The sequence below is a fragment of the Paenibacillus sp. FSL H3-0329 genome (genome assembly GCF_037963285.1).
Classification (GTDB): domain Bacteria; phylum Bacillota; class Bacilli; order Paenibacillales; family Paenibacillaceae; genus Paenibacillus_AQ; species Paenibacillus_AQ odorifer.
The window spans coordinates 2,097,471-2,110,783 of record NZ_CP150150.1 but is presented as its reverse complement, the minus strand read 5'-3'; the positions used below and the strand labels follow the sequence as shown (position 1 = coordinate 2,110,783).

Sequence of the window (13,313 nt, the reverse complement as noted above, 5' to 3'; positions counted from 1 at the left end):
TTCAATTGCGATTAATAATGTTAAACTTCAATGGCTATAAAAAGGAAAACTTAGCCCCCACAAAAAAGCCGATAGAAACAAAAAGGAGTGACCAGGTTAGCGCTCCTGCAGTCGTTATAAGTATATATTTTTTGAAAGACATAGCACTGATTCCAGAGATATAGCTCGATACATGCCTCAGACCTGGAATAAAATAAGCAATGAAAATCGCCCAGTTTCCGAACCGCAAAAACCATCTTTTCATACTGGCAAAACGCTTGGGTGTAAGGCCAACCCACTTGCCGAATTTTGCTACCACAGGTTGCCCTAGCCTTAGACCAATAGTATAGCTGATAAGCATTCCTGTGATGGATCCCATGAAACAAACCAATACAGAAAGTGAAAAATCCAAAACCATAACGGAGGATAAATAGCCTACAAACAGCATTAACACCTCATCAGGCACAGGAAGTCCGATAATCCCAAGTGCCATAAGGCCAAATATGGCTAAATATCCGTACTGTGAAATAAACTCTATAATCCAAGGCATGGGTGTATCACTTCCTGTTGAAGGATTTTTTAAGGGACGGAAATGGGATACGGCTAATCATCATTACGGACAGCAATGCCATTAATCCGATGACCAGTCCTGGTTTCATACGTTCATCTAGTAAAGAAATCATCGACAGAATGACTCCAGCAGCAGTAATCGGCATCCCCACGAACCCTTTGGAAGGCGCCGACAGATTAAATCTGGCCAAACGAAGTGCGCCACAGATCAAAAAGAAAACTGCAGCTGCAGGTCCAATCCAGTGGGCATCTTCTAACCTATACAACAAGATAAGGAAGGTAGGCGCTAAACCAAATGATATAATATCCGCCAATGAGTCCAATTGTTTACCGAATTCACTAGTACATTGCAATATTCTTGCCAGTAATCCATCCAGTACATCGCATATTGCCGCGAGCAAAATCATTAATAAAGCTAGGCTATATCGTTCTTGAATCGTAAAATATAAGGACAGTGATCCTAGTCCCAAGTTTCCTAGTGTGCACGTTGAAGGCAACCAGTTCAATTTCATACAATCTCACCCCTTTCATAGCAGTATTTCTGTTGATCCGATTTAACCTACAAAGGTCACAGTAAAGCTGACACCGTTCTCCGTATTTTTCACTGTATAAAGACAAGCGTGCATATCTAGTATTCGCTTCGCAATGGAAAGCCCCAGACCCGTACCGCCTGTCATTCGACTGCGGGATGGCTCCAACCGATAGAACCGCTCCCAGATCTGCTCCAGCTGATCTTCAGGGATTGATTCTCCTATATTTTGAATAGTGAATACAATAGTCTGGGCATGACTCTCAATATTGACGGTGATAGAACTTCTTTCTTCCGCATGCCTGATAGCATTGGTCATAAAATTTAGCATAACTTGTTCGATCCAGTTCACATCCGCATAGACCGGTAATTCATTTGCAGGAATAATGATGACTTCCAAATGTTTTTCACTCAGCAAGTGGACCAGCTTGTCCGTCACCTTTTCCGTCAGTTCACTTAACATAAAGGAAGTTTTCCGAAGTTTAATCGTGCCCGACTCCAACCGCGCTAGATCTAGCATATTTTTAACAAGAAACTCCATTTTATCGGCTTCCTCAATAATTACCTTAATGTAGTGATCCTGCTTGCCGGCGCTAACGCCATCTTCCAAGCCTTCAGCAAAACCTTTGATAATACTGAGTGGTGTCTTCAATTCATGGGAGGCGTTGGCAAAAAAGTCCTGCTGCATGATCTCCATTCTTTGTTTCTGCTCCATATCCTCAACTAGCTGCTGATTGGCCTCTCTTAACTCTCGTAAAGCAGAATCCAGACTTAGTGATAAGGTGAACATGCTGTTAGAAAGGCTGCCTAACTCATCCTTCTGCCGAATCGATGTGTCCCCTGTAAAATCCAGAGAAACCATACGTTTGGCTATGTTATTTAATTTAATTAGCGGACGCGTTACCATTTTCGAGAAAAAGAGAGAAAGCACCAGAATCAGGACAAAACCACCCATTCCCAGATATAAAAAGAACCAACGCAACGCATCGTTCGAATCCTTAACTTCCTGTAATGAAGTGACTGTGAATAGTAATTCAATTTCTCCGTTACTTTGCTTCAGGGGCAGAATAACCACAGAATTGCGACTCCCACTCCAGGGAGCAATCCAGTCTTGCTTCTGTATTTTCAAATTTTTGAAGTCTTCTGCCTGCGCCGGTGTCAAAGGAAACCATTCCTCTAGAGCCTCAAACAGTATTCCCTGGCGTGGATTCCATATTTTCAAATCAGGCAGTACAACTTCGGCAACAGTACCAGATGCATGAATCGTCCCAGTCTCTCCCGTCTCCCCTATTGTTCCGCCCCCTTTTTTTGTAATGCTTATGGGGTAGAGTATAACGGGTGAAGCACTGTCTTCGTCCAAAAGTTCGCCTTCCACGCTCAACTGATCATCTACTTTAATGTTTGCTGCTCTCAGTGAATCTCCGTACTGATTCATGAATAGGGATAAAGAAACAACCATACTCTTCCCGTCATCATCGATTAGCTTTATATGAAATGGATCTTCTGAATTCATCTTTCCATCCAGCTTCAAAATAACCATTTGTGTTTTATTCCGCAGCATAAACCGGACAAGCTCCTGAGAGGTTCGAGTGCTTCCCCATGGCTCACTTATATATCTTGCCGCAAAGCTCTTAAGGTGTTTCTCCACGCGGTGCTCTTTTTGCTTCTGATAGAAATTGTCAAACAACAGCAATTGGCTTAGAATCACCATGCCATAGAAGCAAAGGAAAAAGATAACGGTCATCACAAACAGTTTAAAAGTAATTCCCCGTCTTCTCATGCCTCTTCCTCGAACATGTATCCTGTGCCAATTACCGTACGAATAAAACGTGATTCATAACCCAATTTACTTCGCAGCTTTTTAATATGACTGTCCACAACTCTGGAATCTCCTTCAAATTCAATTCCCCAGATCCGACTGAGGATCGTATCCCTTGAAATGACAATCCCTTTATTTCGTATTAAAAGCCATAAAAGATCATATTCCTTAGGGGTAAGCTCCACTTCCGCATCTTCTACCTCCAACCGATGAGCTAAGGTATTAAACATCGCGGAACCAAATTTTATTATGCCAGATTCAGGCTGATGGGTGCCTTCAACCCGCTTCATGAGTGCATTTGCCCGGGCTACCAGCACCTTTGGACTAAATGGTTTTGTAACATAATCATCGGCTCCTAATTCAAATCCATAGATTTTGTCGTCATCTGTAGACTTGGCGGTTAACAAAATGATGGGTACCGCTGATTTCTCACGAACTTCACGGCACACTTCAAAGCCATTCATAGCAGGCATCATGATATCCAGAATCAGCAGATCCGGCAACAGTGAATCAAACCAAACCAATGCATCTCTTCCATTATCCGCTTCAAGTACTTCCCAATCATTCTGTAAGAAATAATCAGATACCAGTTCACGAATACGAATTTCATCCTCAACGAGAAGAAGTTTCTTTTTCAATCTAGACCCCGCTTTCAAACAATTTATAAACATTAGCATAGACGAGCGTTATGTCCTTTATGTGTCCACAAAAAACTCCCCCTGTCGTGAGCCATAAAGCTCTTACAGGAGGAGTTCATTATATCCCTGATAAACCGGAACAATACGTTACAATCTTTAATAGATTATTCTTTATCCTCGTCCAATTTTGATGAGGTTTCTTCATCCTCAACACGGGGTTCCCGGTGGATATTAATTCTAGTGATACGCAATCTTGTCGATTCCTCGACTTCAAAAATAACATCTTCAACTTTGACACGTTTTCCTTTGGTTGGATTACCCTCCAGCTCCTTAAACAACCAGCCGCCGATGGAATCCACCTCATCATCTTCAATCACAACACCCGTAAGATCGTTGACATCCTCAATCAGCATCCGGCCCTCAACAGAGATATACTCCCCGTTATGTTCCACACTTGGACGCTCATCTTCGAACTCGTCATGCAGATCTCCTACGATTTCTTCCAGAATCTCTTCTGCTGTCAACAAACCTGCTGTGCCGCCATATTCATCGACAACCAACGTTAGCTGCGCCTTATTCTTCTGCATAAAACGAAGAGTATGACTGATCTCCATCGATTCCGGAACGTTAAGGATAGGCCGAACCAGAGTTGTAAGATCATTCTGCTGCTCCGGTGGAGCAAACAACAGGTCGGTAATATGAATAAATCCGATAATACGGTCCTTATCTTCCAGAGCAACCGGATAACGTGAATGTCTCGTTTCGGTAATAATCTTCATATTTTCTTCTAACGAAAGATTGCTGTAAAGCACATCCATATCTGTACGAGGCAGCATGACTTCACGTGCAAGCAGATCTGAGAATTCAAAGATATTATCCATTAGTTTCATCTCATCTTTGTCAATGACGCCACTCTTGGCGCTCTGATTCATCAGAATACGTATTTCCTCTTCCGAGTGTGCTGCTTCACTTTCATTTGCAGGCTCCACACCGACTAACCGAAGTAACGCATTGGCTGAAGCATTCAGCACCCAGATAAAAGGCATGAACACATTATAGAAGAACATCAGGGGTGCAGATAACAACAGTGCCGAACCTTCTGTTCTTTGAATCGCAAGCGATTTAGGAGCAAGCTCCCCAAGTACAATATGTAAAAATGTAATGATCGAAAATCCAATAATCACAGATACAGTAGAAATCAGGGTATGATCGGTGATCCCCATCTGGTACATTAAAGGTTCGACCAACAGCTCAGAAATCGCGGGCTCTCCAACCCAACCTAAGCCCAGCGATGCAAGTGTTATCCCAAACTGAGTGGCGGATAAATAGGAGTCCAGTCTCTTATTTACTTTCAGAGCATATCCAGCCATTTTATTACCTTCACTGACAAGTTGGGTCAGGCGGGACTGCCTGACCTTAACTAATGAAAATTCCGCTGCTACAAAAATACCGTTCAATAATACGAGCACCAGAACCAGCAAAAGATTAAGCAATAATCTCCCTACTTCAAATTCCGTATGCACCACTTAACAACGCCTCATTTCTACAGATTGATCGCTTTTCTAGTTTTGAAGTCAACTTCCGGATAATACATATCCGCCACTAACAGATTAGGTCCGCAGCAGCCTGCTGCATCGCAGTGGCAGTTCACCTTTTGGTTCAGCGGGTGTTTAGTCTGCCAATCGATAAATATATCATCCAGCTTTTGGTTCTCGATGTTGCCAAAGGCTGCGATATCAGCGAAATCTGTAACAAAAACATCGCCCGTAAACATGTTTACGTTCACTCGATTCCGGCCATCCGGATCATTGCGAAGGGTAACATTCTTCTCGGCGCGCATTCTGCTTATCAGCTTCTGGTCTTCTTCCAGGAAGCTGCAAGCAAAAAACGGAAGGGTCCCAAACAGCATCCAAATCTCCGGATCACGGGTATCCAGTAGTTTATGGATTGCCGTCCGCATTTCATTCAAGGACAACACTGGCAACGCCGAAGCAAAGCTGGAGTTGTACATAGGATGTACCTCATGCCGTTTGGCGCCCATATCGAGAATCAACTTATGAATTTCAGGTAGCTTAGTATGTGTACGGTAATTAATCATAGTTTCCGCAGAAATTAGCATACCATCCTCACTTAGCCGTCGAGAATTCTCAATCATTGCATTATATAACCGATATGCACTTTCCTTTGAAACAGCATGCCCGCTGTTGGCAAAACCAACTTCATGAAAATCGTCTCCGTTCACATAATTAAAAGAAATATGCATAACGTCCAAATACGGAAGCAGCTTTTCATATCGAGCATACGGCATCGTCAGATTAGAATTAATTTGCGATCTAATCCCCCGCTCTTTGGCATACTTTAAGAGCGGCACTATGATATTATCCACCGTTCCGGCCAAAAACATAGGCTCTCCGCCAGTAATACTAATAGTCTCCAGATGCTCTACTTCATCTAAACGGTCCAACATATTTTTAAGCGGCAGCATATCCCCTTCTCTAGAGGTTAAACTATCACCTACCGCACAGTGTTCACACCGCATATTACATAAATTGGTTACTGTAAATTCCACACTCGTTAGCACATGGCGTCCATGCTTGCGTAAAGAAGTAATGGGATCCCATGGATCGTAGCTTGGCGACAGCTCCTTCGGTGAAGATGTTAATGGTCTTAAAACATTCATTTGTACTAGCTCCTTTAAATCTTATTCCTATTATTAACCCATAATCATGAAGATTGAACGGTGTCTTATCCTATATCATACCACGTTAGTCAGAAAAACTGCACTTCGGATGTCTTTCGGACTGTCCTCACAAGCTTTCTCACTGTAAAAAATAATAGCAGCGAGACGAAGAATAGGCTTCCGCGAGTTATGCGGACAAGCCTATTCTTCTCTCTTCGCTGCTATTATAAATATTTTGGCGTTCCCACAGAATCGCCTTGATCTGCGACGTCAACGATAACAACGGAGAGGGCTTTTCCTAGATCCCTTTCGAACGGTACGACTTTCTCTCCTTCAGGCCCTGTAAGCACACGTACGATCGGTCTGTGAGGCGTACTTGGATCTATTTTGACAACAACTCCACTTTCACCCGTACTGAGCTTCACCGTAAGACCAAGTGGATAGATAGCCACACGATCTCTAAATAACTCTAGCTGCTTCTGCTCATACAATGTACCGGAACCTACATAAAGCGCCTCAACGGCTTGATGTGGCAGCATAGCCTTTTTGTAGACCCGGTTGGAGGTCATAGCATCGTAGGAATCAGCCACGCCCAACCATTTGGCATATTCATGAATTTGAGGTCCTTTTAATCCCCGCGGATATCCGGATCCGTCAATGCGTTCATGATGCTGAAGCGCACAATGAGCCGCGAGCAGCGGGATATTCGGTTCTTCCTTGAGAATCTGATACCCGATCTCGGTGTGTGCCTGCATATGGCGAAATTCATCTTCACTGAGCTTGCCGGGTTTTTGAATGATTTTTATCGGGACTTGGGTCTTGCCAATATCATGCAGCAGCGCACCCAGACCAATCACTCGAAGCTCCTCTTTGCTGTACCCATGCGCAATGCCAAGCACCAAAGTGTACAAGCAGACGTTCAGGGAATGGACGTACAAGTAGTTATCAGCAGTGTGCATATCAAGCAGCATGATCATCGGATCTTCTTGTAAAGACAAATCATCCAGGATGCTATCCATGATTTTTGAGAATTTTTTATCCAGATGGTAGAATCCCTTACTTATTCCTGAAGCGCCTGTCATTTGCTGAAACTGATTACGAATCACCTTCAGTGCCTGATTGCGCGTCTCATCTTGAAGCATACCTATAATTTCAACATCGTCCGTGACAGAGTCCTCTATGTAAATATAACCGATGTCAATTCTTGCAAGCCTCTTGATCAACGCATCAGTAAGCTCCACCCCATCCGCGAGGAGAGTTAGACCTTCATCATTATATATTTTTTTACCTAATTTCATGCCTGCTTGAAGCTGATTCACGGATACTAAACGCACTTAGCTCACTCCTGCCTTTAACGGTAAAATGCTATTCTGTTTTGAAATCCTTGGGTCACACGCTTTGTCTATACCGTTTATGTAGAGATCAGACAGGTGCACCATGAAGAACATCGGGTGTGTCTAGGTCTTTGCCTATGGGCATTAACGCATAATAAACAACCAGAATATAGCAGCAAGAATAAATCTGTAGATCGCGAAATGCGTCAATCTAATCTTTTGAATCAATTTCATAAACAAAATGACCACTACATAAGCCACTACAAAAGAAATCAGAAATCCAATTACAAAATAGCCAATCGTCTCACTAGTGAAGTTCTTATAAGAATCCAACAGTTCATATCCGGAAGCCGCACACATAATAGGAATGGCTATAAGGAAGGAGAAATCCGCAGAAGCTTTATAACTAACTCCACTTAACATCCCTCCGGAGATCGTAGATCCCGAACGGGAAAATCCTGGCCAAAGCACTGAAATAATCTGATACATCCCGATAGCCAGCGCCTGTCCGTAGGAAAGATCGTCTAGCTCATGCGCTGTAACTCTAATTTTGCGTCTATTTACCCATTCTGCGATAATCATTAGAATCCCTCCGGCGACAAGCGCCCAAAGAACAGTCGTGGCCCCAAAGAGACTTTTTATAAAATCGCGGGCAAAAAATGCCACAGCTAGTGCTGGGGCAATCCCAAGTATTACATGGATTAAGTTCAAACGAGACGCCGGCATCACACCGCCTCTTCCTGAGTTCTTACGCCCAATGCCCAGCAAATTAAGCACACGCTCGCGGTAAACAAGCGCAATCGCCAATATTGCCCCTAGCTGAATAACGATTTCATAAGTCTTCATAATCGAATCCTGCTCATCAAAGCCCAGAAGCTTCGAGGTCAAAATCATGTGTCCTGTAGAAGAAACAGGAATAAATTCAGTGATCCCTTCGACAATTGCTAAAATAATAGCTGTAATCGTGTCCATAATTTCCTCCTATTTTTTTGGGAATCTAGCACTGTCTAAATGGAATCAAAAAGTAAATCTTGTAAGCTGCAGGTTTACTCAGACTTGATCTGCCAGCGAGTGAGCATGCATTCATCAAGACTGTCCGGGCGCTGCAATTCCATCCCAAGCAGGTCGCGTAAAAAATGAGGCAGCAAAAATAAAGGATCCTTCCCATTGGCGATCGTCTCATAGCCTGCACGGAAAGTAAACATGTCCAGCGTACCAACATTATACTCTTTATCATCCTCCAGCGGATTTCCTTCGACAAAAACTGCAATATTGTTATCATACGGTATCTGCTGCGGATCGTACAAGATTTTTATCCCATCTACTGCTAAGCTGCCCAGATAATTCCCGCGAAAGCCATACCCAAAAATCACCTTATTATAAAATTCTTCCGTAAGACTCTGCTCCAAAGCTATGCGAATATCTAGGCCTTTCAGCTTGATTACGCAGGTATTAATGGGAGAAGGACATAGGGCGTGCAGCATTCCCGTTGTAACCTCCCCTTCAGGCAAAGGTCCTAGAAGCTGACCTGTGTTAACTATCGACAAACTGGCGCCTGTAAATCTACGTACAGCTTGGGCTAAAAGATTGCCAAAAGGGGATTCTCCCTGCAAATTCAAAGGAAGCTCACGATCTGTGATCGCAACGGTCTGCTGAAGAGCCTCACGACCACGCTCCAAATGAATAGTAGCGGCAGGACCTACAACCTCTTCCTTCAGTTCTGGGTCAATCGGAATACATTCACCTACCACCAGACTGAATCCAGTTTGTCCCTCTCTCCGCTCAAATTGAAGCCGCCCGAGGTAACGCCCGAATTTCCCCGCTCCACATACAGCTGTTCCGTTAATCATGAGCGGCTCTTCCAGCATATGATGCGTATGTCCACCAAGAATAGCATGCACACCTTCCAGCCGCTCTGCCAGAATTCGATCTGCGGGAAGCCCCAAATGAGAAAGGATGATTAGAATATCCACCTGGGGAGCTAAAAGAAGGCATTGTTCCCGAAGGGTTGTCTCGGGATCCAGGGCATCCCAGCCCAGCAAGGAATAGAACGAACTAAATGCTGCTGTCGCTCCAGTTATTCCTATTCTGATTCCATCCTTCTCCAAGATGGCATGACGCTTCATCCAGTGGGGAGGTTCCCCTGTTGCAGTCTCCACAAAATTACAGCATACCACTGGGCACTGTAACCCGGAGAAAATAGAGGATAACATCTCCTGTGAGAATGTTAACCCCTCATTATTACCGATGGTTACAGCATCATATCCTGTTAAGTTAAGTACATCGATGTTAGCCTGACCCATAGTTCCTTCTGTCTCGACGGCTGCACGATCCATATGATCGCCAATATCCAGCAACAGCACAGGCTCTTCCCCCGCTGCAGCTCTTTGTCTCCCGATTTCTGCTGCCAATGGACTCACCATTTCGAAATGGCTATGTATATCATTGGTATGAAGTATGGTCAGTCTTTGCGGCACATGCCCCATTAGCAACATTCCTCCTACCTGTTGAGCCGCTCTTAAATGAAGCAGCCGATGCATGATCTTATAGAGCCTAGCATAACATTTTCAGGCTCATTATGGTATATTGTAGACATTACAACATATTTCAGAGGTGAATAAGTATGCATATCACAATCCGTCTGTTCGCGGGTTTGGCTGAGATTATCGGCTCATCTTCTCTGACCTTTCATGCGACAGAGAATCCCTTAACCGCTGGGAAGTTAAAAGAACTCCTTTCAACCTCTTATCCGGATGCAGCATCCCTAATTGGAACTTCTTTGGTCGCCATTGACCGGGAATATGCACCTGATGAAGCCCTCATCACCGAGTCTGCCGAAGTTGCATTAATCCCTCCCGTTTCCGGTGGAGAGAATGGTTCTTTATATGAAAGCACTTCTGACGGCCTCTATAGCATAACGGATCTGCCTTTAAATGCTGAGAAGCTTCTGGATGCCGTCCTCGACGCCAATCATGGAGCATCCCTATTATTTGTAGGAACTACACGCGAAATGACCGGAGAACTACGTACAACAGCATTAGACTATGAAGCCTATATTCCTATGGCCTTAAGCAAGCTGAAAGAAATTGGTGACGAGGTGCAGAATCGCTGGAATGCACGCTGCGCGATTTCCCACCGCATTGGGCTTGTAGGCCTGAAGGAAGCAAGCGTTATCATTGCCGTCTCTACCCCTCATCGCGATACCTGTTACGAGGCTAGTCGTCTGGCCATTGAACTGCTGAAACAGACCGTCCCTATCTGGAAAAAAGACATCAATGAATCAGGCCAGCACTGGGTAGGCTCTGAACAAAAGGCTGCCGATTCCCTCCACAATTAATCTTCACTCCTTTTTCATTGAAAAATCTGCACTTTGTTGATATTCTGGATAAAATCGGATAAAAGGTGGCATAGGCATTGAGAGTACACGTCTCGGATCTAAAACCTGGTAATCACCTCAACTCAGACGCTTATAGTTCAAGAGGTCTGCATGTATTACCAAAGGGATCGCTGCTCCAGATAGATGATATCGCCAAGCTGATGCAGCATGGAGTTGATTATGTTGATATCCAGACGTTAGTGGAAGAACCTGCCCCATTAAGCAGACCTTCAATTATTCAGACGGTGACCACTAGTTTTGATACCATGATTGACGGCTTTGAGAATCTTTATATGGAAGCACTATTAAAAGGAAGCTTTAACCAATCCGTGGTTAACGACATTCTTCAGCCTTCGCTTCAATCGTTGGACAAGCAAAAGGATGTAGTCTCCCTGCTGCTTCTGCTCGATCGCGAAGATAATTATACCTACAATCACTCTTTGCAGGTAGGTATGCTCTCTTATTATATTGCAATCTGGCTTGGGTATTCCAAACAAGAATGCTATGAGATTGGACGAGCTGGATATTTAATTGATATTGGAAAATGTAGAATCTCACCTGCACTATTAAATAAGCCTGGGAAATTAACCGCGGAAGAATTCGAAGAAGTTAAACTACATACTAAGTACGGCTACGAAATTATCCGCAATTCTATGGATGACTCACATACAGCCTTGGCAGCCTTGCAGCATCATGAACGTGAGGACGGCTCTGGCTATCCTAATAAGCTAACCAAATCCGATATTCATCCTTATGCGCAAATTGCTGCTGTAGCTGACATCTATAGTGCGATGACTTCTAAACGCGTCTATCAGTCCAAGCAAGAGCTTATTTCTGTCCTACGTGAACTAAATGACCTCAGCTTTGGTAAGCTGAACGGTAGAACGGTTCAAGCCTTTATACAGCATTTAATGCCTAACTTTATCGGCAAGCGAGTATTACTGAACACGGGGGATACAGGTGTGATTATCATGAACAACCCGGTTGATATTTTCCGTCCGCTGGTAAAGATCGATGGATTATTTGTCGATCTAGCCCGCGAACGTAACGTTACGATTGTGGAAATCTACATGGACTAGGGCGTTTCTTGAGGTCCTGCGTTGCTTAGCAAAAGGTTCAGAGCTGCTGTTTGTACACTAAATCCCCCGGTTTGACTACGGGGGATTTTTTTGTTGTACTTTGTGCAACAAAATTCATGTCTACCAGGCTGACTTCTGATTTTGTTGTACTTTGTGCAACAGTATCCACGTCTAACGAGCTGAATTGTGATTTAGTTGTACTTTGTGCAACAGTATCCACGTCTAACGAGCTGAATTGTGATTTAGTTGTACTTTGTGCAACAAAATTCATGTCTAGCGAGCCGATTTCTGATTTAGTTGTACTTTGTGCAACTAAATCCACGTCTAGCGAGCCGATTTCTGATTTAGTTGTACTTTGTGCAACTAGAATTAAGGAAAATGCCCTTAATAAGCACATTTCTCGAAAATAGCTGCACAAAGTGCAATTAACAGTATTTTTATAACGAGAATGGCGGTTACTATTGTACAAACTGCAACTAAACGATTCGTTTCCTGATTACTCCTAAACTTCCCTCGATTTTCACCTCTACTTGTTTCCTTCTGACTTCGAAGATAGTTCCTCCTACCCTCAACATAGTAAGGCCCCTCAATTTAATTATCTGACGTAACGTTTGAATTTCTCTTCTCATGGCGAAACTAATATGTGGTTTTAAATTGCTGTAGGAGGAAAAAAGCATGCTTCCTGTCCATGAACGCCTTGCCGAGTTGTTCACCCTGAGCCGTAGACGGCAGCTTACTGCTGCTGAGGAAACGGAACAACAGCAGTGCCTGCAAATAAACGCTACCTACTGCTATGAGATGGCCCGATTGCAAAATGAAATCCAATTAGCGGAACAGACAGCTGATCTACAATGGCATCAAGATATTTGTGCACAAATGTTTGAGCTGCGTGTGACGGGCAGGGTATCCAAACGTCCTAAGTAACTGAATAGAAATCTAACCCTGCTGTATTATGTTCTGCTGTTTTGCCGTTCTGCTGTTCTGCCATTTGCCGTTCTGCCGTTCTGCCGTTCTGCCGTTCTTCCATTCTGACATTCTGCCGTTCTGCCGTTCTTCCAATCTTCCATTCTGCCGTTCTTCCGTGCTTCCGTGCTTCCGTGCTTCCGTTCTTCCGTTCTTCCATTCTGCCGTTCTTCCGTTCTTCCGTTCTTCCGTTCTGCCGTTCTTCCATTCTGCCGTTCTGCCGTTCCCCTGTTCTGCTGTTCTGCTGTTCTGCTGTTCTGCTGTTCTGCTGTTCTGCTGTTCTTCCATTCTGCCGTTCTTCCTTTGCCTTGTCCCGTAATACCTATATGCCATATTCCACTCTACT

14 protein-coding genes are annotated in these 13,313 nt (G+C 43.9%); 3 read left to right on the top strand and 11 right to left on the bottom strand.

Annotated features, from left to right (window positions below; translation table 11 throughout):
• Positions 1–34: 34 nt before the first annotated feature.
• From NSQ66_RS08980 to NSQ66_RS08940, 9 genes are all read right to left on the bottom strand, one after another.
• Entirely contained in the window at positions 35–529 is a 495-nt protein-coding gene (locus tag NSQ66_RS08980) for a DedA family protein (RefSeq protein WP_076100017.1), read from the bottom strand.
• A gap of 7 nt (positions 530–536) precedes the next feature.
• Positions 537–1,061 carry a CDP-diacylglycerol--serine O-phosphatidyltransferase gene (pssA, locus tag NSQ66_RS08975; protein ID WP_036684073.1) on the bottom strand — a complete coding sequence of 175 codons (525 nt, stop codon included), beginning with the start codon at positions 1,059–1,061 and terminating at the stop codon, positions 537–539.
• A gap of 42 nt (positions 1,062–1,103) precedes the next feature.
• Complete coding sequence (locus NSQ66_RS08970) at positions 1,104–2,858, bottom strand: HAMP domain-containing sensor histidine kinase (RefSeq protein WP_076100019.1); 1,755 nt, start codon at positions 2,856–2,858, stop codon at positions 1,104–1,106.
• Positions 2,855–3,535 carry a response regulator transcription factor gene (locus NSQ66_RS08965; RefSeq protein ID WP_076100020.1) on the bottom strand — a complete coding sequence of 227 codons (681 nt, stop codon included), beginning with the start codon at positions 3,533–3,535 and terminating at the stop codon, positions 2,855–2,857. Before NSQ66_RS08965 ends, NSQ66_RS08970 begins: the two co-directional genes overlap by 4 nt.
• 164 nt (positions 3,536–3,699) lie before the next feature.
• Positions 3,700–5,058 carry a hemolysin family protein gene (locus NSQ66_RS08960; RefSeq protein WP_036684171.1) on the bottom strand — a complete coding sequence of 453 codons (1,359 nt, stop codon included), beginning with the start codon at positions 5,056–5,058 and terminating at the stop codon, positions 3,700–3,702.
• A gap of 20 nt (positions 5,059–5,078) precedes the next feature.
• On the bottom strand, positions 5,079–6,215 hold the full coding sequence (gene yfkAB, locus NSQ66_RS08955) for a radical SAM/CxCxxxxC motif protein YfkAB (RefSeq protein WP_036684078.1): 1,137 nt from the start codon (positions 6,213–6,215) through the stop codon (positions 5,079–5,081).
• Between the two features lie 224 nt (positions 6,216–6,439).
• Complete coding sequence (locus tag NSQ66_RS08950; RefSeq protein ID WP_076100022.1) at positions 6,440–7,549, bottom strand: HD-GYP domain-containing protein; 1,110 nt, start codon at positions 7,547–7,549, stop codon at positions 6,440–6,442.
• 144 nt (positions 7,550–7,693) lie between these two features.
• A complete protein-coding gene (locus NSQ66_RS08945; protein WP_036684081.1) occupies positions 7,694–8,521 on the bottom strand; it encodes an undecaprenyl-diphosphate phosphatase in 828 nt (275 codons plus the stop codon).
• Positions 8,522–8,595: 74 nt separating this feature from the next.
• Entirely contained in the window at positions 8,596–10,035 is a 1,440-nt protein-coding gene (locus NSQ66_RS08940; RefSeq protein ID WP_076100023.1) for a bifunctional UDP-sugar hydrolase/5'-nucleotidase, read from the bottom strand.
• A 137-nt stretch (positions 10,036–10,172) separates the two neighbouring features.
• On the opposite strand from NSQ66_RS08940, the gene NSQ66_RS08935 reads away from it, so the two are divergent.
• Positions 10,173–10,886 (top strand): molybdenum cofactor biosynthesis protein MoaE, encoded by a 714-nt coding sequence (locus NSQ66_RS08935; RefSeq protein WP_036684088.1) that lies wholly within the window; start codon positions 10,173–10,175, stop codon positions 10,884–10,886.
• Positions 10,887–10,963: 77 nt separating this feature from the next.
• A complete protein-coding gene (locus NSQ66_RS08930) occupies positions 10,964–12,004 on the top strand; it encodes an HD-GYP domain-containing protein (RefSeq protein WP_036684091.1) in 1,041 nt (346 codons plus the stop codon).
• Positions 12,005–12,041: 37 nt separating this feature from the next.
• Here NSQ66_RS08930 and NSQ66_RS08925 read toward each other — a convergent pair whose 3' ends face one another.
• Positions 12,042–12,326, bottom strand: a complete 285-nt coding sequence (locus tag NSQ66_RS08925; RefSeq protein WP_141118606.1) for a hypothetical protein — start codon at positions 12,324–12,326, stop codon at positions 12,042–12,044.
• Positions 12,327–12,679: 353 nt separating this feature from the next.
• Here NSQ66_RS08925 and NSQ66_RS08920 point away from each other — a divergent pair, with 353 nt between their 5' ends.
• A complete protein-coding gene (locus NSQ66_RS08920) occupies positions 12,680–12,928 on the top strand; it encodes a hypothetical protein (RefSeq protein ID WP_052096900.1) in 249 nt (82 codons plus the stop codon).
• Between the two features lie 12 nt (positions 12,929–12,940).
• Here the strand turns inward: NSQ66_RS08920 and NSQ66_RS08915 are convergent, their stop codons facing one another.
• A complete protein-coding gene (locus NSQ66_RS08915) occupies positions 12,941–13,255 on the bottom strand; it encodes a hypothetical protein (RefSeq protein ID WP_076142315.1) in 315 nt (104 codons plus the stop codon).
• Between the last annotated feature and the right edge of the window lie 58 nt (positions 13,256–13,313).